17 protein-coding genes are annotated in these 20,875 nt (G+C 64.9%); 6 read left to right on the forward strand and 11 right to left on the reverse strand.

Annotated elements, in window-relative coordinates; all coding sequences use genetic code 11:
• Positions 1 to 3: 3 nt before the first annotated feature.
• Together ACTRWG_RS17835 and ACTRWG_RS17840 are read right to left on the reverse strand one after the other, a co-directional pair.
• On the reverse strand, positions 4 to 1,131 hold the full coding sequence (locus tag ACTRWG_RS17835) for a ParB/RepB/Spo0J family partition protein (RefSeq protein ID WP_027233803.1): 1,128 nt from the start codon (positions 1,129 to 1,131) through the stop codon (positions 4 to 6).
• The gene (locus ACTRWG_RS17840; RefSeq protein ID WP_027233804.1) at positions 1,128 to 2,432 is read right to left on the reverse strand and encodes an AAA family ATPase; all 1,305 of its coding nucleotides are present in this window, start codon (positions 2,430 to 2,432) and stop codon (positions 1,128 to 1,130) included. Before ACTRWG_RS17840 ends, ACTRWG_RS17835 begins: the two co-directional genes overlap by 4 nt.
• 551 nt (positions 2,433 to 2,983) lie before the next feature.
• Between ACTRWG_RS17840 and ACTRWG_RS17845 the strand changes: the two genes are divergently transcribed.
• The 3 genes from ACTRWG_RS17845 to ACTRWG_RS17855 all read left to right on the forward strand — a co-directional run bounded on the left by ACTRWG_RS17845 (position 2,984) and on the right by ACTRWG_RS17855 (position 5,546).
• The gene (locus tag ACTRWG_RS17845; RefSeq protein WP_027233805.1) at positions 2,984 to 3,667 is read left to right on the forward strand and encodes a DnaA N-terminal domain-containing protein; all 684 of its coding nucleotides are present in this window, start codon (positions 2,984 to 2,986) and stop codon (positions 3,665 to 3,667) included.
• A gap of 105 nt (positions 3,668 to 3,772) precedes the next feature.
• A complete protein-coding gene (gene tviB / locus ACTRWG_RS17850) occupies positions 3,773 to 5,047 on the forward strand; it encodes a Vi polysaccharide biosynthesis UDP-N-acetylglucosamine C-6 dehydrogenase TviB (protein WP_027233806.1) in 1,275 nt (424 codons plus the stop codon).
• A gap of 64 nt (positions 5,048 to 5,111) precedes the next feature.
• Positions 5,112 to 5,546, forward strand: a complete 435-nt coding sequence (locus ACTRWG_RS17855) for a GFA family protein (protein ID WP_027233807.1) — start codon at positions 5,112 to 5,114, stop codon at positions 5,544 to 5,546.
• An 18-nt stretch (positions 5,547 to 5,564) separates the two neighbouring features.
• Here ACTRWG_RS17855 and ACTRWG_RS17860 read toward each other — a convergent pair whose 3' ends face one another.
• The 4 genes from ACTRWG_RS17860 to ACTRWG_RS17875 form a co-directional block, all read right to left on the reverse strand.
• Complete coding sequence (locus ACTRWG_RS17860; protein WP_027233808.1) at positions 5,565 to 6,476, reverse strand: MurR/RpiR family transcriptional regulator; 912 nt, start codon at positions 6,474 to 6,476, stop codon at positions 5,565 to 5,567.
• A gap of 49 nt (positions 6,477 to 6,525) precedes the next feature.
• On the reverse strand, positions 6,526 to 6,828 hold the full coding sequence (locus tag ACTRWG_RS17865) for a type II toxin-antitoxin system RelE/ParE family toxin (RefSeq protein ID WP_027233809.1): 303 nt from the start codon (positions 6,826 to 6,828) through the stop codon (positions 6,526 to 6,528).
• Positions 6,821 to 7,057, reverse strand: a complete 237-nt coding sequence (locus tag ACTRWG_RS17870) for a type II toxin-antitoxin system ParD family antitoxin (RefSeq protein ID WP_027233810.1) — start codon at positions 7,055 to 7,057, stop codon at positions 6,821 to 6,823. The genes ACTRWG_RS17865 and ACTRWG_RS17870 overlap by 8 nt, the downstream gene beginning before the upstream one ends.
• 147 nt (positions 7,058 to 7,204) lie before the next feature.
• Positions 7,205 to 11,272 (reverse strand): PEP/pyruvate-binding domain-containing protein, encoded by a 4,068-nt coding sequence (locus ACTRWG_RS17875; RefSeq protein ID WP_462829726.1) that lies wholly within the window; start codon positions 11,270 to 11,272, stop codon positions 7,205 to 7,207.
• 199 nt (positions 11,273 to 11,471) lie between these two features.
• Between ACTRWG_RS17875 and ACTRWG_RS17880 the strand changes: the two genes are divergently transcribed.
• Positions 11,472 to 12,368, forward strand: a complete 897-nt coding sequence (locus tag ACTRWG_RS17880) for a PhnD/SsuA/transferrin family substrate-binding protein (RefSeq protein ID WP_027233812.1) — start codon at positions 11,472 to 11,474, stop codon at positions 12,366 to 12,368.
• Between the two features lie 18 nt (positions 12,369 to 12,386).
• A complete protein-coding gene (locus ACTRWG_RS17885; RefSeq protein WP_027233813.1) occupies positions 12,387 to 14,672 on the forward strand; it encodes a response regulator in 2,286 nt (761 codons plus the stop codon).
• Between the two features lie 72 nt (positions 14,673 to 14,744).
• Here ACTRWG_RS17885 and ACTRWG_RS17890 read toward each other — a convergent pair whose 3' ends face one another.
• The 3 genes from ACTRWG_RS17890 to ACTRWG_RS17900 are packed head-to-tail and all read right to left on the reverse strand — an operon-like array spanning position 14,745 to position 16,788.
• The gene (locus ACTRWG_RS17890) at positions 14,745 to 15,551 is read right to left on the reverse strand and encodes a metal ABC transporter permease (RefSeq protein WP_027233814.1); all 807 of its coding nucleotides are present in this window, start codon (positions 15,549 to 15,551) and stop codon (positions 14,745 to 14,747) included.
• Entirely contained in the window at positions 15,548 to 16,309 is a 762-nt protein-coding gene (gene znuC / locus ACTRWG_RS17895) for a zinc ABC transporter ATP-binding protein ZnuC (protein ID WP_027233815.1), read from the reverse strand. The genes ACTRWG_RS17890 and znuC overlap by 4 nt, the downstream gene beginning before the upstream one ends.
• Entirely contained in the window at positions 16,306 to 16,788 is a 483-nt protein-coding gene (locus ACTRWG_RS17900) for a Fur family transcriptional regulator (protein ID WP_027233816.1), read from the reverse strand. The genes znuC and ACTRWG_RS17900 overlap by 4 nt, the downstream gene beginning before the upstream one ends.
• 115 nt (positions 16,789 to 16,903) lie before the next feature.
• Here ACTRWG_RS17900 and ACTRWG_RS17905 point away from each other — a divergent pair, with 115 nt between their 5' ends.
• Positions 16,904 to 17,953 carry a zinc ABC transporter substrate-binding protein gene (locus tag ACTRWG_RS17905; protein WP_036796776.1) on the forward strand — a complete coding sequence of 350 codons (1,050 nt, stop codon included), beginning with the start codon at positions 16,904 to 16,906 and terminating at the stop codon, positions 17,951 to 17,953.
• A gap of 31 nt (positions 17,954 to 17,984) precedes the next feature.
• Here ACTRWG_RS17905 and ACTRWG_RS17910 read toward each other — a convergent pair whose 3' ends face one another.
• Positions 17,985 to 19,256, reverse strand: a complete 1,272-nt coding sequence (locus ACTRWG_RS17910) for an NAD(P)/FAD-dependent oxidoreductase (protein ID WP_462829727.1) — start codon at positions 19,254 to 19,256, stop codon at positions 17,985 to 17,987.
• Positions 19,246 to 20,748, reverse strand: a complete 1,503-nt coding sequence (gene amaB / locus ACTRWG_RS17915; protein WP_027233819.1) for an L-piperidine-6-carboxylate dehydrogenase — start codon at positions 20,746 to 20,748, stop codon at positions 19,246 to 19,248. The genes ACTRWG_RS17910 and amaB overlap by 11 nt, the downstream gene beginning before the upstream one ends.
• Positions 20,749 to 20,875: the final 127 nt, after the last annotated feature.

The raw sequence follows: 20,875 nt of genomic DNA on the forward strand, positions 1-20,875 counted from the left end.
GGGTCAGTCTTGTTCTTCCAAGGCGGCAAAGAAAGCCGCAATGGCGTCTTCCAGCTTGTGCCGGTCGATCTCCGAGAAGTCGCGCTCCATCGCCATCTCGATCTTGCCGTCGCGCGCCTGGCAGCGGACTGTCCCCGCGGGGACAGTGCAGCGCAGGGTGGTCTTGGCGATGCCTGCGCGCGGTGCTGCGGCGCTGCGGGGCGCGGGCTTGCGCTTGCCCTCAGCGAAACCGCGCAGCACGGTCAGCTCCGCCTCTTCCGTTTCGGCGCGCGCCTGCGTCAGCGCCTCCCGCAGCTCCGGAATGCTGGCCGCGTCAGTCTCCAGCCGTTTCCGCAGCTCCAGACCCAGCGCGCGCGGGATCGCCTCCGGGAACTTCAGCAGATCACCCACCGCGCCCAGCAGCTGGGCGAAATGGCGGATATAGATCTTCTTCTGACGGCCCGCAGAGGCGTAAAGGTCGCTGACCGCATCCTCCAGTGACTTCGCCCCGGTGCCCTCGTCCTGCGTATAGCTCAGCGCCAGCTGGGCCATTTCGGCGAATGAAATGTCGCGGCGCACCAGGTTCTCGTCCACCATCCGGCGGTACAGGCTCTGCAGCGAGTCGCCCTTGGCCACCAGCCCCGCGGGGATATGCTCATAAGCCTCATCCTCTGTTTCCCGGAGCAACTCCACATAGGCGCGCAGACGGCGGTAGCCCTGGATCAGCTCATAGGTGCCGTCTTCGTTTTCCTCGACCCGGATCGGGTTCGACAGGCCGATGGATTTGATCGAGGCCTTCAGTTCGTCCAGGTCCGGATCACGCCCCTCGCGCCGGTCGCGGATCAGCTTGGTCGCGCCAATCCGTCCAACGGGGATCCGGTCGACCACCAGGCCCAGCTTCTTCAGCCGCACGAATTCATGCGCCAGCCGGTCGTTTTCATCGCGGATTTTCTTCTCGGCCTCAGCCCGGCTGCGCAACGCATCGGCGTTCTCGGAGATCGCGGTGGCCATCGGCCCGCGGCGCGCTTCAGACGGTTTGCGCATCCGTTGGTCCGGCTTCTGGACGGCGGTCTCCGCGAGGGGCATCTTTGGTTCGGAGGGGTCGTTTGGTTCAGTCGGGAAGTCGATGTCGAAGACTCTGCGTTTGCTCATGCCTCATCCTCCAGATTTTCCCAGGCTTCCAGCGCGTATGCCTTGAATTCATCATAGGCCTGATCAAACGACGCCCGCGCACGGCGCCAGGTTTCGCGTGTCATGTCCCGGTAATCGATTTCATAGATAGAACTCAGGAAGCGGCCCGATTGCTCGACTGCGCGGGTCATCTCGATCGGGTGCTCGGTCATTCTACCCTCGAACACCTTCATAAATGCCGAACGCATCGCACGGTGCAAATCGTTACCGCTTTCGTAACGGGTCAGGAGGAAGCGGACGTCCTGGAACACCTTGGGCAGGGCAAATGTCCCCGCGGGGACAACGCCGTTAAAGGCCGACAAATCTTCCAGCGCCTCAGACAGCTGGCCGATGAAGGACGTAGTGGAGTCATATTCCCAGTAGCCGGGGCCGGAAGGGATATAGAGCATGTCGGCGGCAAAGACCGCGTTCATCGACTGGTAGCCAATGGCGGGCGGGCAGTCGAAAATCATCAGGTCGTAGTCCTCGGCCGGCAGCTGGTCGAGATAGCGGGACACGGCGGCGAAGAACGACCATTCCGGGTTCAGGTGCCGGTATTGGGCGGAGGCGAATTCCACAAAGGCCGCGTTGGCGCAGGAAGGAATGATGTCGATGGTCGGCCAGCTGGTCGGCTTGACGAAATCGCTGACCCGCAGATCCTGCAGCCCCATGCCGGTGATCGCGTCGGGCAGCTGGCGCTGGGGCAGGGCGGTGCCGGACTCGGCGCCCTGCGTGACCGCGTTCATCCGCTCCGTCTCGCGCACCAGGTCGCGGGCCATGATGCCCCAGACGGTGTAATCCTCGGTCACGTCGCTGAGGCCCATGGAGTGGGACAGCGTCGCCTGCGGGTCGAAGTCGACGCACAGCACCCGGTAGCCGTCCAGCGCCGCGGCATGGGCGAAATGCAGGGCAACGGTGGATTTGCCGGCGCCGCCCTTGAAGTTGGAGATCGCCACCCGCAGCGCCCGTTTCCCCGCGGGGCGCTTGGGCAGCAGGGATTTGCGGTTGATCTTGATGCGGCGGCGCAGCTCGTTGATCTCCTCCAGCGAATACCAGCGCTGGCGGCCGTCCTCCTCAACATGGCCCTGGGGCAGGGAAGGATCCGCCGACAGCCGTCCCCGCAGGGTCGACTGGTTGACGCGGAAGATCAGCTCCGCCACTTCCCAGGAGGAGAACCGGCGCAGGGTCTTTTCCATTTCGGGGGAGAAGGTCTGCTGGCGGATCCAGCTTTGCATCTTCAGGGATTGGGCCTGCATCTTGGACAGGTCTTCGTGTGTAAACATCACTGCTCCTTAGCCTCACACGGTGTTGTTTTTGACAGCGTCCCTTTTCGCGGACGCTAATTCAGCCTCAATATCCATTTACGCCGAATTTGCAAAAAACGCAAAAGCTAATATGGTCACAAAGAGCGTCCTGTCCCCGCGGGGACACATTTGCGGAAGGCCCCGTGAAATAAGGGCCGGGGCGATTCGGAAGGCTGACGCCAAGCGATTCGTTTCACTGGTTTTTTCTGGGGTTCTGACGCCAGATTTAGGGGGACACCCTAGAGCCGGATACAGCAGATTGGGGGACATTTCTGCTCGAATAGGGGTCACCTTGGATGTCCCCCAATACCATTGATACCAATTTTTCTTTCGAAAAAGGGATTAGGGTTGAATTCAATTCCCGCCAGCGCTTGACAGAATCGGAATTCCGGACGCAAATCGGGTACAACAAACGAATAGCGTTGAGTTTGGAGCTAAACCGGCCAACGCATTTCTCAGCAAACGGGCTGGGAACACTTGAGGCAGCATATCCCGGCCAAGAGGCCAGGGAGGGAGAAACGGGGGCAGCAATGCTTGCCAAACGGCCTGCGGGGCGCAACGCCTCTGCGCTGAAGTACGATATCCTCACGGCGATGGGGGCTTATGCGCTTGGCCAGGGCAAGGGGGCGCAGAAGCTGGTGCTGCGGTTCATGACACTGATGACCGCGCGCTACAACTGGCAGCGCGATGAGCTGGCGGTGGGCCAGCGCGAGATTGCCCGGCTGTGGGATGTCGATGAGCGCACGGTGAAGCGCGAGATGGCCAAGCTGCGCGGCATGGGCTGGCTGGTGGTGAAACGCCAGGGCGCCCGCGGGCGGGTCACCGAATACGGCATTGATCTGGAGCGGCTGCTGGCGGACACCCAGGAGCGCTGGGGGGCGGTGGGCCCGGACTTTGAGCACCGGATGCAAGGCGCGGACGAACCTGCGCCGAACGTGGTGCCCTTGCGCCCCGGGGCTGCGGCGCCAGCGCCGGATGTCTCGGACGGCAGCGAGTGGAGTCTGGCCAAGGCGGTGCTGCATGCGGAGGACCCGGCGAATTATGCGTCCTGGGTGCAGGGGCTGGAGCGGGCCGGCCGGGCCGGCGGCCGTCTGGTGCTGAAGGCGCCAAGCCGGTTTCATGCGAATTATGTCATGTCGCATCTGATGCCGCGGCTGCTGGCCGCCTGCCGCGACGTGGACGGCGCGGTCTCCGCGATTGTTGTGGAGGCGTGAGGCCGAAACTTTGCCCATATGGTTGAACCCCTTGGGGGCAGGGGCTTATGTGGGCGGGCAGGGGGCTCGGCTTGAACAGTCCCGCGGAACAAGGAGCAGCCCGGAATGAGCGGCGCGCAGGACAGGATCTGTATCATCGGCCTTGGCTATGTGGGGCTGCCGCTGGCGGCGGCGTTCGGGCAGCACCGGGAGGTCATCGGGTTTGACATAGATCCGGGCCGCATCGCGGAGCTGCGCCGGGGCGAGGACCGCACCCGCGAGCTGGAGCCGCAAGAGCTGGCGGCGGCGGAATTTCTCAAGTTCACGTCGGACCCGGCGGAGATTGCCGGTTGTTCGATCTATATCGTCACCGTGCCGACGCCGGTGGACGCCAGCCACCGCCCGGATCTGAGCCCGCTGCTGGCGGCCTCGGCCATCGTAGGCGGGGTGCTGAAACCGGGCGATCTGGTGATCTATGAATCCACCGTCTATCCCGGTGCCACCGAGGAAGACTGCGTGCCGGTGCTGGAGGCGCGGTCGGGGCTGACCTTCAACACGGATTTCTTTGCCGGCTACAGCCCGGAGCGGATCAACCCCGGCGACAAGCAACGGCGGCTGAAGGATGTGGTGAAGGTGACCTCCGGCTCCACGCCAGAGGTCGCGGAGCGGGTCGATGCTCTCTACCGCGAGGTGGTGGCCGCAGGCACCCACAAGGCCGCCAGCATCCGGGTGGCGGAGGCCGCCAAGGTGATCGAGAACAGCCAGCGGGACATCAACATCGCGCTGGTGAATGAGCTGGCCAAGATTTTCAACAAGATGGGGATCGACACCCAGGCGGTTCTGGAAGCTGCTGGCACCAAATGGAATTTCCTGCCGTTCCGCCCCGGTCTGGTCGGCGGGCATTGCATCGGGGTGGACCCTTATTACCTGACTCACAAGGCGGAGCAGCTGGGCTATCACCCGGAGATCCTGCTGGCGGGCCGCCGCCTGAATGACGGCATGGGCGCCTATGTTGCGGGCGAAATGGTCAAGGCGATGCTGAAACGCGGGTTGCCGGTGGCGGGTGCAAGGGTGTTGGTGATGGGGCTGACCTTCAAGGAGAACTGCCCGGACCTGCGCAACACGCGGGTGATCGACGTGGTGCGCGAGTTGCAGCAGTACGGGGCCTTGGTCGATGTCTATGACCCCCATGCCGATCCGGAGGAAGCGCGGGAGGAATACGGCATTCCGCTGGTGCCGGCGCCGGGGCAGGGCGCCTATGCGGGGATTGTGCTGGCGGTGGCGCATTCGGAGTTCCGGGAGATGGGGGCCGCGGCGATCCGTGCCTTGGGGGCCGAAGGCGCGGTGGTCTATGACCTGAAGTACGTGCTGGCGCCGGAGGAGGCGGACTTGCGGCTCTAACCGGGAAGGCTGCCGCACAGGCCCGAATTGCTGTATCTTCTCCGTGCCGCTGAGGAGGTTCGTCATGAGCGATGTTCTGGAAGGGCGCTGCCTGTGCGGCGCTGTGAAAATCCGTGTTGAGGGCGCGCATGATCCGCGCCCCGGGGCATGCCACTGCCGCATGTGCCAGCGCTGGAGCGGCGGGCTGTTCCTGTGTTTCGAGGCCGATGCGGAGGCGGTGACGGTCGAGGGGCCGGTGGCGCGCTATCAATCCTCTGCTTTTGCTGAGCGGGCGTTTTGCAGCACTTGCGGATCGCATCTGTGGATGCGGGACGTGGATGAGGAAGGCAGCCCCTTTGACTTGATGCCGGGGCTGTTTGATGAGGCACAGGACTGGCCGCTGCGGTCAGAGATCTATGCTGACAGGGCGATGGCGTCGGTGCGTCTTGAAGGGGATCACACGCGAACCACTCGGGACGAGTATGAGGCGCAGAACCCGTTCATTGACGGGGACGTCTGAGGACACGGGGCAGGGGGGTCAGCCCCCCACCCGCGGCAGTTTCGGGCCGCTCCAGTAGGCGCCGCTGTCCTGGCGCAGGGCGTCATAGGCCTCGATCCTTCGCCGGGCGTCTTCGCCGCCTGCCGCGATCAGATGGGTGAGCAGGCATTCCAGCACCGCCATCGCGCCGCCGATGGCGCCGAAGGGGTGCAGCGAGTTGGCCGCCACCGCCAGCACGTGATCGGTGCGGATGCCGGGGGCAATCACCTCGCTGTCGGAGATCAGGATCACCGATGCGCCGCGCTCGCCCGCCAGCCGCAGCGCCTGGATGGTGCCGGCGGAGTAGGGGGCGAAAGTGACGGCGATCAGGCAGTCCTCTGGTCCGATGTCCAGCAGGTCATCGAGAGCGGCGCCCATGTGGCGCGGCACCAGCTCCAGCCCCGGCAGGGCCATGCGGCCGACGTAATGGAAGTAGTAGGCCAGCGCGTAGGAGGAGCGGGTGGCGGTGACATAGCTGCGGCGGGCGGAAGTGAGCGTGTCCACGATGGCTTGCGTCCGCTCGGCGGTCATCAGCCGCAGGGAGCGGGAGGTGATGTTGATCTGGTTGCGCGCTGCCGCTGCCTGCAGCGCGCCAGCGGGGCTTTCGGTGCTCATGCGGTCGAGCCAGTCCTGGCCAAGATCCGCCTCGTGCGTGGTTGTCAGCGCAGCGCGGAAAGGGGCGCGGAAGGCCTCAAACGTGTCATAGCCCAAATGCTGCGCAAGGCGGACAAAGCCATTGGCGCTAATGCCGGTTTTCCTGGCCGAGGTGCGGACGGTGTCGAGGCCGAAGTCGCCGGGGTTGTCGATCACGTATTTCGCTGCCGTTTTCAACTTGGGCGGCAGGGTGTCCATCCGGTCCTTCAGATGCTGGATCAGCCGGGCGGTTTTCCGGGGGTCGAGATGCGGGTCCATGCGCCGCATCAGAGCATATGTGCGGAAAATGGCAAGGGCAGAACGGGTGTTATTCCGAGAGGAACGCCATCAGATCCTGGCGGGCATGCAGGATGCGTATGATATCGGGGCGGCCTGCTTCCACCCGGTAGATCACCAGATGCGCGCCGGTGGGGTGGATGCGGACCGGAGGCGTGAATTCGGGGCGTTCGCGGGCCATTTCGGGGAAATCCGCCAGCAGGTCGAACAGGGCAAACAGGTTGTCGGCATAGGCGTCCGCCTGTGTCTCGCCCCAGGTTTCCAGCCCATAGCGCCAGATTGCGGCAAGGTCGGCGCGGGCGGCGGGGCGGATCCGCCAGCGCGGCTCAGCCATTGCGGCGCATGGCGGCCTTGAAGTCCTGCGCGCTCAGCGCCTCAGCCGGGCCGCTGGTAAGGCCCGCGTCGATGGCGGATTGCAGCTCTGCGATGGCCGCCGCGCGGGCCTGATCGCGGCGGATCAGGTCGCGGACATAGTCGCTGGAATTGGCATAGGTGCCGGTGCGGGCCTGTTCCTCGACCCAGTCCTTCATCTGGTCCGGCAGGGAGACGTTCATTGTGGCCATGGGCGGGTTCCTTTCGCTGGGACAGGATATGGCAATCTTTGCCAAGAGCGCAAGGGGAGGGGACATGGCGGGGAGATCGCCCGCCCTACGCAAAAAGCCCGCAGCCAAATGCTGCGGGCCTTTGTTTGTTGTTCCTGTCCCGCTGGATCAGGCGGAAACCACCTTGAGGCCTTTTTCCTCAAGCGGCTGGATGGTGCCGTCTTCGCTGACGGTCACCTGCTCGCCGTGGCTCAGGCTGTCGAGACCCTTGCAGGCAACCAGCATCAGCACGTCTTTTTCGCGGGCGACGATGGCCATGTGGCTGAGCCAGCCGCCGACCTCGGACAGCACTGCGCCGGAACGCTGGACGTAGGGCAGCCAGGCCGGGTTGACCATGCGGCAGACCAGGATGTCGCCGTCCTGGAAGTCGGCAAAGGCCGCGGGGTCGATGCAGCTGTCGTCCTCCATCCAGAACACCCGGGCGGTGGCGCTGCCGCTGCCCGCGACGCAAGTGCCGCCCATGGTGCCATCGCCCGCCTGGGCCTGGGCGCCGAGCGACAGCAGTTCGCAGTCGCGCAGGGTGAGTGTGACGTCCGTCGGCGCGGATTTCTTGCGCAGCTCCTCCTTGGCGGCGCGGGCTTCTGCCAGCGCGCGCAGCTGAGCAGGTGCGGACCAGTCGCCGGACAGCAGCTCGTCAAACGTGAGGCTGAACACCAGATCCTCCAGCCCGCTGTTCTGGCCCAGTGCCAGCAGAGCGCGGCGCAGTTCGGCGACGACGCGCAGGGCCTCGTGCTTGGCCTGTTCCTTGAGGTCCTGGTAGGCGATGGCGATGCCGATGGTGTCGTCCAGCTCATCCGGCAGGTTGGCCGGGACCGGAACGGACCCGATCGGCTCCACCGAACTGCCGAGCAGGGAGTTCAGTAATGCCGGCGCCTCCCTGTAGCGGGGCGAGGACAGCTCGTAATCGAAGATCGAGCGATGGCCCATCAGGTGCAGGGCGCGGGCCTGGGCATCCTTGCCCGTGCAGGAGGCCAGCAGGCTGGAGGGTGCATTGGGCAGTTCCGCGTGCATGAGGTGCGCGCGCAGGGCGGGGTCGCCGGCCGCTGCCGTGCCGGCCTCGCCCATGGTGAATCCTGCCAGGATGTTGATCTTCTCCGCCTCAAGGTAGACTTCGCGGATGAACATGTCCTTGAGGGTGGAAATCGCCTCCAAGAGCTTGTCCTGGGGCAGGGCGGCGTAATCCACCGCCTGCCAGATCGCCAGCTTGTTCTTCAGCTCCGGCATCACCTCGCCGCGGAAGCGGGTGATCATCGGATGCGCCTGTTTGCGCAGCTGCTTGGCCTTGGCAGCGCTGAGTTTCAGGGTCATGCCCTGTTTCAGCGCCACATCGACGTAGGTCTTGCCGAACAGATTGACCAGATGGCCGTCGCGCCCCTCCGGCAGGCCATAGGGCACGCCCAGCTCGCGGCAGGCCAGATCAACACTGCCGCCCGGCGCCCACAGCTCGCTCATCAGCGAGAAGGAGAGCGGGGTGGGGCGGGGCAGGACCTCGGACATTTCGTCCTGTTCCAGAATGGCCTGATCCGGGTCGGCGTCCGCATAGCGGTCCAAGAGATCGCGCCATTCGGCCAGACGGGTCTGCTCCTGCTCGGTGCCAAGCGACAGCGTGGTGATGTCGCGGCTTTGCACGATCTGGAACTGGCCGTTGGCATAGGCCCATTCCACGTCCTGCGGGCAGCCGAAGGTGTCCTCGATCTGTTTGCCAAGCGCCAGCAGCGGCGCCATGTCCAGGGTCTGGTCCTGATCTGCATCCGCGGGCAGTCCGGTGTAGCGGCCAAAGCGCAGGGAGGTCGGGGTGACGCGGCCCGACACCAGATCCTCGCCGCAGCCCTCGACCCATTCGATCATCGCCATGCCGGGGGCCATCGGGTCCTGGGTGAACAGGACGCCGGCGTATTCCGCCTGCACCATTTCCTGCACCACGATGTTGCCCTGATCGGTGCTGTCGCCCTCGCCGGAGTAGCTGGCGGCGCGTTCGGACGAGAAGCTGGTTACAACTTCGTCAAGTGCTGCGCGCATGGTGTCTGCAGTCACGTCCAATACCGATTCAAAGACGCCGGCAAAGCTTTGGTCGTGGCCGTCCTCGTTGCTGGCGGAGGAGCGCACGGCAACCGGTTTGCCGCCTGCAAGGGCAAAGACCTTCGCCGCAAAGGCGTCTTTTTTGGCGTCAGACATCTCGCGGTAGTCGTGGATCGCGTCAGAGCGCACGATCACCCCGCCCGGGACCGGCAGGCCTGCGTTGCGCAGGATCGACAGGCGCAGGGCCTTGTTGCCGGCGTGCTCCAGCTCCTCGGTGTAACCCATCGGGATCACGCCGCGCGGCAGCTTGGCAAGGCGGCGCTTGTGGGCGCGCAGGGCAAAGGCTTCGCCCAGTTTGCGGTGCATGCCGGTGACATAGGCGCGCTGCACCAGCAGCAGCGTCAGGCTGAAGCAGAGATAGGCATTGGCCGCCGCTGTCAGCGTGAAGACCATAGCAAAGAGCGCAGGCATGCCCAGCACCATCCACAGGAGTTTCTGACGCTTGGTCTTGGCCACGGCCCACAACAGGTAGACGGCGGCGAGCGCACAGAACAGCACCGGCAGGATGAACAGCGGATCGGGCGCGCCAAGGTCGGCCATCCACAAGAACGGGGTTTGCAGCGAGGCGCTGGCCTCTTGTGCGGCGGAGACGCCCAGCATCATCACCGGCAGGAACAGAAGCGCGGTGAGGTTCTTCATCGGGGTCAGGCCCTTGTCCTTATAGAACGCCTGCACCGCGCGTGCCTTACGCACGGGATCGTGCGCCAGTTTTTCCTTCAGCGCCTTCATCTCATCCGCGGTCTCATTGGTGATGATCTGATCGCGTTCGGACTTCAGCGCCACCGGCAGCACCAGAAGGCGGGTCACGACCGACAGCGCCAAGAGACCCAGCAGGATATGGCTGCGCTCATGCACCCACAGCAGGGCGGCTGCCAGCGCCGAAATCGCCTTGTCCCACAGGCCGGTCTGCTGGTCGGCCAGCCACGCCTGCACATGCGGCTTCGGCTTGGGCGCGACGAAGTATTCCCACGGCAGGGTATAGCGGCCGCGGAAGTCGATGCCCTGCTGCGACAGCTCCAGCCCCAGCACCTGGCTCATGAAGCAGCTGCGGCGGTCGTAGCAGGCAGCGATTGTGGGTTTGTTGGGGTCGAGTTCCGCAATGCGCGCCATCAGGTCCGCGGTGGTCATCTTGCGGATCGGGATGTTGACGGCGCCGGGCAGGTGGCCGGATGCGAAGTCGCCCGGGTAGCGGGTGTCGACGATCTGCAGGTCCTCGGTGGTCAGCAGCTGCTCAAAATCGGCGGTGCTCAGCAGCACGTCCTTGCCCGGGTATTCCGGGATTGCGCGCAGGTCGGAGAGGGATTGCACGTCCTTGTCTGAGAACTCGCGGCCCTCGACGATCCACTTTTCGATGCCGCCGGCGATGAAGCTGCAGTCGATGCCCATGGCTGCCAGCTTGGCGCAGGTTTCCGAGGAGCGGTTGCCGTTGTGGCAGAACAGCACAACCTTCTGGCCCGGCTGCACCGGGCGCGTCTCCAAAAAGTCCGGGAAGCGGATATGGGTGGCGCCGGGCAGGGTACCCATGGCGTTCTCGCCGGTTTCACGGATGTCGTAGAACAGGGTGGAGCCGTCCTCCAGCGCCGCGGCGGCATCGGTTGTGCTCATCGCCAGCGGGTGATCCTCCTGCTTGGAGAAGCTGGTCTCCTTGAGGGTCGCGTCCTTGATGGTGGTGCCGTCAAACTGCGCCGGCCGGGTCAGGGTGGCCTGCAGTCTTGCCAGTTCCGCCTGCGCATGCGAGGAATACTGCCAGTAGTTACCAGCCGCCAGCGCCATGGCCGCCAGAACCAGCACGGAAATCAGCTTGACCGGGTATCGCCGCGGAGAACCGCCCGGCTTGGGGGTAAAACCCAGTTTTGCCGCAACAACAGCGCCGAGGCCGGATATCATGGCAATTCCAACAGCCAGAACCTGCGATAGCGAAGACACCGAGCCAATCACCAGCTCTGGCGAGGGGATGGCCAGGGCAGCAACCGGGGCTGACGAGAAAAGTGCAGCTAGCACAGTAATTTGCACTGAGCGTTGGCGGAACCCTGAGGTTGTGTGGGGCAAAGTGGTATTCTTCACGGCGTTTCCTGTTAAGCCAGTTCGAGCGGGCATTCTAAATTGTGGCGAATTTGCCTAAAAGATTACGAAAACCTTACTGAACCGTTAATATAGAGGATGGAGAATAAAAGAACCGCAAAATTTTTCCACGAATTGGACGTGCGTTAACATTGTATTCTTAACCATGTGGCATGTAACGAAGGGAAAAGGCCCGCCCGCTGTGCCAGCCGATGTCAGTCAGGAGGCTAAAGCCGTGAAGTTGTTTGAGTGGACCATTGGTATCATTAAGCTTTTCCTGAGGCAGCTCCGGGCGGCGGCACCGGCCGCTGCCCTGTCCGCGTGCCTTGCGGCTGGGTTTCCGGGGCCGGGCCAGGCCGGGATTGAACTGGTTTTTGGCACTTATGCGGCGGATAAACCTACTGCAACGGTTAAAAAGTACCAGCCGTTCCTGTCCTTCCTGTCCGGCCGTATGAGCGAAGAGCTGGGCGAGCCGGTGTCGATCCGGCTGAAGATCGCCAAGGAGTACGGCGAGGGGATCCGCCAGCTGGCCAGCGGCGAGGTGGATTTCGCCCGTTTCGGCCCGGCGTCTTATGTGCATGTGATGAGGGAAAACCCCGGCGTCCGGATCGTCGCGATGGAATCCAAGAACGGCGGCAAGCGGTTCAAGGGGGTGATCGTGGTGCACCAGGACAGCAGCGTGCAGACGGTGGAGGACCTGGCCGGCCTCAGCTTTGCTTTCGGTGATGAGCTGTCGACCATCGGCCGCTACCTGGCTCAGGAATATCTGCTGGATGCCGGCATCAGCAGCGCCGATTTGTATGAATTCGCTTATCTCGGCCGCCACGATCTGGTGGGCGAGGCCGTGGGCGCGGGCAGATACTCCGCAGGGGCCCTCAAGGAAAGCACATATAAAAAACTGGTCGCCAAGGGGGTGCCGATTCGGGTGCTGGCCTCGTTTGACAATGTAACCAAGCCCTGGCTGGCGTCATCGCAGATGCCGGAGAACGTGCTGCAGGCGATGCGCAGTGTGATGCTGTCCTCGGAAAACGAGGAAATTGTCCGCCGGATTTCAAAGAACGGGTTCCTGCTGGGGGCCGATCAGGATTATGACATTATCCGCCGGGCCATGGAGCGCAGCCTGGCATTCTAAAGGCGCCGCATAAAAGACATGAAACGAACGGGCATCCTTTTTCAGATCGTGCTGTCGCTGCTGCTGGCCGCCTCGGCGGTTGGCTTTGCGGTCGGCAACCTGGCACAGCGCCAGGAGGTGCAGCGGCTGGAACAGCAGCTCACCGAGCAGGCGGACCTGACGGTGTCGCTGCTGAGCGGGCTGATGCTGGAAGCGATCATCGTGGAGGATGTGCCGGTGCTGGAAACCGGCCTTCACGAGGCAGTGGCCCGCAAGCCTCAGATCGTTTCGATCCAGATCCGCAGCCCGGCGGGCAAGCTGCTGGCTTCGGCGCAGGCGCCCGGCGCGCCGCAAGACGACAACCATGTGATTTATGAGCGGCCGATCGAGCTGGAGGGGGCCTCCTTCGGCACCATGCTGGTGAAGTGGTCGACGCGCGACGGTCAGGCGCTGGTGCAGCAAAAAGTGCGCCAGATCATTATCTGGACCGTGGTGCCGGTGCTGGCGCTGTCGCTGCTGGTGCTGCTGCTGGTGCATGTGCTGGCGCTGCGCCCGCTGCAGATGATCCACAAGCGGATGTCGGATGCGATCGCCGGACTGCGCAGCCCGCTGCAACCGCTGCCGTGGTATGCCTCGCGCGAGTTCCGGGCGCTGGATTTCTCTGTCGGAGTGCTGGAGGAAACCTTTGCCGAGCGGGATGAGCGCGAGTTTGCGATGGAGCAGGCGCGCGAGGCCGCGGATATCGCAAACCGCGCCAAATCGGAATTCCTCGCCAATATGAGCCACGAGATCCGCACCCCGATGAACGGGGTGATCGGCATGGCGGAGCTGCTGCAGGAAACCAAGCTGGACGACGACCAGCGGATGTATGCGGAAACCATCGGCAAATCCGGTTCGGCGCTGCTGACGATTATCAACGACATCCTCAACTTCTCCAAGATCGAGGCCGGCAAGCTGGAACTCAGCTGCGCGCCGTTCAATCTGCAGACCGCGGTCGAGGATGTGGTGACCCTGCTCTCGCCCAAGGCGGCAGAGAAGGGGGTGGAGGTCACCCTGCGCTATGATCCGGCGCTGCCGGAATTGTTCGAGGGCGACGCCGGGCGGATCCGCCAGGTGATCACCAACGTTGCGGGCAATGCGGTCAAGTTCACTGGCGAAGGCTATGTCTATATCGAAGTGACCGGCCGGCGGCAGCCGGACGGCAGCCATATGGTGACGCTGAAGGTCTGCGATACCGGGATCGGCATCGAGCAGGACCGGATCGGCCGGATCTTCCGCGCCTTCGAGCAGGCCGACAATGCGGCCACCCGAAATTTCGAAGGCACCGGCCTGGGGCTGGCGATCTCGGCGCGGCTGCTGGAGCTGATGGGCGGCTCGGTGGAGGTGCAGTCGGACCCGGGCAAGGGCTCCGTCTTCACCATCCGGATCCCGCTGCGGGCTTCTGACAAGACCGTGCCGGGGCAGGACAGCAGCGGGCGCAGCTTTGCCGGGCTCAGCGTGCTGCTGGTCGATGACCTGGAGTTGAACCGGGTGATCCTGTCGGAGCGGCTGAACACCTGGGGTGTCACCTGCACGCAGGCGGCGTCGGCGCATGAAGGGCTGGAAGTCCTGTCGGACGCGCAGCTGGACGGGCGGCGGTTCGATGTGATTTTGCTGGATTACCAGATGCCTGGAATGGACGGGCATGAGCTGGCGGCCAGAATTCGGGCGATGCCGGGCTTTGAAACCGTGCCGCTGATCATCCTCTCTTCGGTTGAAAACGCCCTGTGCCGGGCTGACTGCGAGACCCTTGGCGCCTGCGAGTTTGCGCTCAAGCCGGTGCGGGCGGTGCAGCTGCGCCAGGTGATGGGCAGGCTGCTGAGCAGGCCGGCGCAAAAACCGGCGGAAGCCGCCGGGGCAGACGCGGAACTGCGGCCGGAAGGACGGCTGCTGAAGGTGCTGCTGGCGGAGGACAACCGCACCAACCAGATGGTTGTCACCAAGATGCTGAAAGATGCGCCGCTGGAGATCAGCATTGCCGGCAACGGCGCCGAGGCGGTTGACCGCTTCCGGGCCGAACGGCCGGATATCGTGCTGATGGACATGATGATGCCGGAAATGGACGGGATCGAAGCCACTGCCGAAATGCGCCGGATCGAGGCAGAGACCGGCAGCCGCAAATGCCCGATCGTGGCGCTGACGGCCAATGCGCTGCAGACCCACCGGGAGAAATGCCTGCAGGCGGGGATGGACGACTTTCTGAGCAAGCCGATCAACAAGAAGGCGCTGACCGAGGCCATCAGCAAATGGGCAGGCACCCCGGATCTGCAGCAGACCGGCAGCTGACCCGGCCGCGGCCTGTCTGACAGGCGGCGGCGTTCTCTTTCAGCAGGGCAAGTGCTGACGGTGCCGGCGGTGTCAGCCCCGCCGGTGCTGCAGCAGCAGTCCGGCCAGGCTGGAGGCGGCAAACAGCGCTGCGGCCAGGCAGACAATGCTGGGTCCGGCGGGTGTGTCCAGCGCAAATGCCAGCTGCAGGCCGCCGACGGCTGCAAGCATGCCCAGCAGCGCGGCAATTGCGGCCATCCGCTCTGGCGTCGCGGCAAAGGGGCGGGCGGCCGCAGCCGGGATCAGCAGCATCGCCGCAATCAGCAGCACCCCCACCACCTTGATCGCCACCGCAACCACCAGCGCCAGCGCAATGGTCAGCACCATCTGCTCGCGCCGCGGATCAATGCCGGCGGCATGGGCCAGGTCCGGGTTCAGCGTCGCGGTCAGCAAGGCCGACCAGCGCCACCACAACAGCCCCAGCACAAGTGCGGCGCCCCCCCAGATCACGGCCAGGTCCGCGCGGCCCACCGCCAGGATGTCCCCGAACAGATAGGCCATCAGGTCGATCCGCACCCCTTGCAGAAAGGAGACGGCGACCAGGCCGAAGGCGAGGGAGGAATGCGCCAAAACCCCCAGCAGCGTGTCCATCGCATATCCGCGCCCGGCCAGCGCCGAAACGGTTGTGGCCATCGCCAGCGCCGTGGCCAGAACCCCGGCGAACACCGAGACATCAAAGCTGAGCGCCAGCGCCACGCCCAGGATCGAGGCATGGGCGGTGGCGTCGCCGAAGTAGGCCATCCGCCGCCAGACCACGAAACAGCCCAAAGGCGCGGCAGCCAGGGCAACACCGATGCCCGCCAGCGCGGCGCGGATCAGGAAATCGTCAAGCAGGGTCATTCGGCCGCCTCGTGATGATGCCCGTCATCATGATTGCGGGTGCAGTCGTGATCGTGGCTGTGGTTGTGCTCATGCCGGTAGAGTGCCAGCGCGCCTTGGGTGCCGGTGCCGAACAGGGCGCGGTATTCCGGGGCGGTGGCGACATGCTCCGGCGCGCCTTCGCAGCAGACATGGCCGTTGAGGCAGATCACCCGGTCGGAGGCCGCCATCACCACATGCAGCTCATGGCTGACCATCAGCACCGCGCAGCCGAGCTCCTGGCGGACCTTTTCGATCCGCTGGTAAAAGGCGGCAGAGCCGGGCTGGTCAAGACCTTGCGTGGCCTCATCCAGGATCAGCAATTGCGGAGTGCTGAGCAGCGCGCGCGCCAGCAGCACCCGCTGAAACTGTCCGCCCGACAGGCCGGCCATCTGCCGCGCCGCCAGAGTGCCGGCGCCGGCCTGCTCCAGCGCCTCTGCGGCGCGGGCATCGGACACCCGCTGGGGCAGGCTGAGGAAGCGGCGCACCGTCAGCGGCAGGGTCAGGTCGATATGCAGCTTTTGCGGCACATAGCCGATGCGCAGCCCGGGTGCGCGCCGGATGGTGCCGCGCGACGGTTTCTGGGCGCCGATGACGCTGCGCAGCAGGGTGGATTTGCCGGAGCCGTTGGGGCCGACCACGGTGACGATCTCGCCCGGCTCGATGCTCAGGCTGACGCCGGACAGGACCGTATTGCCGCCGTGCCGGACCGACAGGTTATCGAGAGCAATCAGGCTCATGCGGCGGCGGCCTTCTGGCACTTGGGACACAGGCCCTCTGCCTCGATCACTGCGCGTTCGATCACAAAACCGGCCTCGCGGGCGGCCTGGCCCAGCTGGCCCTGGGTGGGTTCCCGCTGTGCCTCGGCCACCGCATCGCAGGCGCGGCAGATCAGGAAAGCGGGCGCGTGCGTCTCGCCCGGGCGGGTGCAGGCGACAAAGGCGTTCAGCCGCTCGATCTTGTGGGCAAAGCCGTTTTTCACCAGGAAATCCAAGGCCCTGTAGGCCACCGGCGGTTGTGAGCCGAGGCCCTCTTCGCGCAGGCGGTCGAGGATTTCGTAAGCCCCCAGCGCGCGGTGCTCTTGCAGCAGGATTTCCAGAACCCGGCGGCGCACGGGGGTGAACTGCAGCCCCTCGGCCCGGCAATGGGCGTCCACCGCCGCGATGCAGTCCTGGATGCAGCTGCTGTGGTCATGCGGCTCAAAACCGATGGAGTCCATTTTGACAGGTCCTTTGAGGAGCGGGTGATTTGTCTCTTGATATGTTATGTTATGACGTTTATCAACCGGCGTGATGTTATAAGATTACATGGGGCGCAATATGCGGATTTCTAGCATGTGGAAGAATGGTGCGGCGGCAGTGGCCTTGCTGGCCGGGGCAGGCGAAGCTTGGGCAGAAGTGCCGCAAGTGGCGGCGGATATCACACCTGTCCACGGGCTGGTGGCGCGGGTGATGCAGGGGCTGGGCGAGCCTGCGCTTGTGGTGCCGCCCGGCGCTTCGCCGCATGGTTATGCGATGCGCCCCTCCGAGGCGCGGGCGCTGGATCAGGCGGATCTGGTTTTCTGGATGGGCGGGGCGCTGACCCCTTGGCTGGAAGGCCCGCTGGAAGAGCTGGCAGGCGATGCGCACCGGGTGGAGCTGCTGGAAGCGGAAGGCACCGAGGTGCTGGCGTTCCGCAAAGGGGCCCGGTTTGAGGTGCATACGCATGACGAGGATCACGGCAGACATGAGGATCACGATGATCACGCCGGCCATGAGGATCATGCAGACCACCAAGGTCACGAGGATCATGGCGGCCATGGTCATGAAGGCGACGCGGAAGGCCACGATGGCCATGCGGATCACGGCGACGCGCATTCCGGCCATGATCACGAAGGCGCCGATCCGCACGCATGGCTGCTGCCGGCCAATGCGCAGGCCTGGCTGGACGTGATTGCAATGGAGCTGGCAGAGCACGACCCGGACAATGCTGCAGCCTACAAGGCCAATGCAGAGGCCGGCAAACAAGAGATAGCAGAAACTGTCGCCAGTATTTCGGCTTCGCTGGAGCCGTTCCGGGCCAAGCAGTTCATCGTCTTCCACGACGCCTACCAGTATTTCGAGCGCGGCTTTGGCCTGAACGCGGCCGGCGCAATTTCGCTGGGGGATGCGGTCAAGCCGAGCCCGGCGCGGATTGCCGAAGTGCGCGGTGTGGTGGCGGATCTCAAAGTGTCCTGCGTGTTTTCGGAGCCGCAGTTCAATCCGGGCGTGGTCGCCACGGTGCTGGACGGCACCGGCGCAGGCACCGCGCTGCTGGACCCGCTGGGCGCCAAGCTGGAGCCGGGGCCGCAGTTCTACCCCGCGCTGCTGCGGGAGATCGGCAACGCGATTGCCGGCTGCGAGTGAGTGAGGGGCGGGCCAGGGCGGCCCGCCTGTTTCAGCGGTCGCTGATCAGATGGGTGAGCGTGGCGCCGGTTTCGTAATAGGCGCTGCGCAGGCCGGCAAAGGGGATCGCGTGATCCTGCGCGGGCGGCACCGGCAGGCGGGATTGGCCGCCGCTCAGCAGCGCCTCGGCCATGGCCGTGCCGAACAGGGTGCCGGGCCCGATGCCGCGGCCGGAATAGCCGAAACAGGCAAACCCGCCGTGCAGATCCAGGATCTTGGGCAGGTGCTCGGTGGTCATGGCGATACGGCCGTGCCAGTGGCTTTTCAGCTCAGTTTCCTTCAGGTCCGGGTAAAGCGCGGCCATTTTGCGGGGCAGCCAGCTGCGGTGCAGGGTGCTGCCGAAGTGGTTGAGCGCGCCCATGCCGCCGATCACCAGCCGCCCGGCCTGATCCAGCCGCCACGACGACATCACCAGCGCAGTGTCCCAGCAGCCTTCCTTGCCCGGCAGGATTTTGTCCCGCAGGGGGGCGGGCAGCGGGTCGGTGGCGGCCTGGAAATAATGCACCGGGATCACCTGCGGGGCGTCATAGCCGGTGATGCCGCGGGCATAGGCGTTGGTGGCCATGATCAGATGCCGGGCGCGGAGGCTGCCCTTGGGGGTGGCTACCTGCCAGCCGCTGCCGCTGCGGCTGATGCCGGTGGCAGGCGTGCCGCTGTGCAGCTGCGCCCCGGCGGAGGCCGCAGCGCGGGCGAGACCGCGGACATAGGCCAGCGGCTGTATCGTTCCGGCGCGCGGGTCGAACAGGGCGCCGTGCACGGCCTCGGAACCGGTGCGCTGTATGGCTTCTTCGCGCGGCAGCAGCTCCACCGGCGCGCCGATGGCACGCAGCTGGGCGTGGCGGCGCTGCAGGTCTTTCAACCCGCCGGGCGCATGGGCGCAGTGCAGGGTGCCGCTGCGCTCCGGCTCGCATTGGATGGCGTGTTTTTCGATCAGCGAAAACACCATCGCGGGCGCGCCTGCCAGCAGTTCGGACAGGCGGCTGCCGGTTTCTGGCCCCAGCGCAGCGTTGATGTCTTCGGGCGGCAGCCACAGGCCTGCGTTGGCCAGGCCCACATTGCGGCCCGAACCGCCGCAGCCAATCGCGTCCGCCTCAATCAGGCGGACCGAGGCCCCCAATTCCGCGGCCTTCAAAGCCGCCGCGCAGCCGGTATAGCCGCCGCCGATCACGACCAGATCAGCCTGAGCCTCCCCGGTGAGTTCAGGGAAGGCTGGATTTTCCTGGCAGGTTTGGTGCCAGAGGCAGGACGCCAGATCAGATGTCAAACTTGATCCCCTGAGCAAGCGGCAGCTCGCGTGAGTAGTTCACGGTGTTGGTCTGCCGACGCATGTACCCTTTCCAGGCGTCGGAGCCGCTTTCACGGCCGCCGCCCGTCTCCTTCTCGCCCCCGAAAGCGCCGCCGATTTCAGCGCCGGAGGGGCCGATGTTCACGTTGGCAATACCGCAGTCGGAGCCCGCTGCCGAGAGGAAATATTCGGTTTCGCGCACGTCGGTGGAGAAGATGCAGGAGCTGAGGCCCTGGGGCACTTCGTTCTGCATTTCAATGGCTTGGTCCAGATCTGAGTATTTCACCACATACAGGATCGGCGCAAAGGTTTCGGTGTGCATTATGGCGGTCTGCGCGGGCATCTCGGCAATCGCCGGGTGCACATAGGCGGCGTCGGCGTGGCTGTCCGCCAGCGCCCGGGTGCCGCCGTGCACGGTGCCGCCTTCGGCCTGCGCACGCTCAAGCGCGCTGGTCATCGCGTCCAGCGCGGCGCCGTCGATCAGCGGGCCGACCAATGTGCCATCGGCCAGCGGATCGCCGATGGGCAGGCCCTCATATGCCTTGATCAGGCGCGGGATCAGCTGGTCATAGATATCCTCATGAACGATCAGACGGCGCAGGGAGGTGCAGCGCTGGCCAGCGGTGCCGACGGCGGAGAACACGATGGCGCGCAGGGCCATCTCCAGGTCGGCCGATGGCGCGACGATCATCGCGTTGTTGCCGCCCAGTTCCAGAATGGTGCGGCCAAGGCGTTTCGACATGTCGGCGGCCACTGCCTTGCCCATCGGCACAGAGCCGGTGGCGGAGATGATGGCGACGTCCTTGGACGCCGTCAGCGCCTCGCCCAGATCGCGCTCGCCGATCAGCACCTGGATCAGGCCCTCGGGCGCGTCATCGCCAAAGGCCGCCATGGCGCGCTCGCAGATCTTTTGCACGGCGAGGGCAGTGAGCGGGGTTTTCTCCGACGGTTTCCAGATCACCGGATCGCCGCAGACCAGCGCCAGCGCCGCGTTCCAGCACCAGGGAGCGACGGGGAAGTTGAAGGCAGTGATGATCCCGCAGGTGCCCATCGGGTGCCAGCTCTCGCGCATCGCGTGGCCGGGGCGTTCGGAGGCGATGGTGAGGCCATAGAGCTGGCGTGAGAGGCCGACGGCAAAGTCGCAGATGTCGATCATCTCCTGCACTTCACCGAGGCCCTCCTGGTAGATCTTGCCGCATTCCAGGGTGACGAGGCGGCCCAGGTTTTCCTTCTCCTTGCGCAACTCGTCGCCCAGCAGGCGCACCAGCTCGCCGCGGCGCGGGGCCGGGACAAGGCGCCAGGATTTGAAGGCGGACTTGGCGGCGGCGATCTGCGCTTCGGCCTCAGCCGTGCTGTGTGTTTTCAGGCGGGCAATTTCGCTGCCGTCCACCGGCGTGGTGACAGTCAGGCTGCCGCCGGTCAGCTCGGCTTGGGTCAGGCCGGCAGCGGCGAGGATGTCGGAATGGGGCATGTCAGCGTCCTTTCGGTGCGAGAGCGGGCATGAGGAAAACTTTAGGCTGGTTTCCCGCGAAGTCCCGCCGGGCAGAGGTCTGATATAGAAATTGCACCTTGCGGGCCGGATTGCTAATGAAAGTAAA

The organism is Leisingera sp. G5_S3_59_S7 (assembly GCF_054968485.1).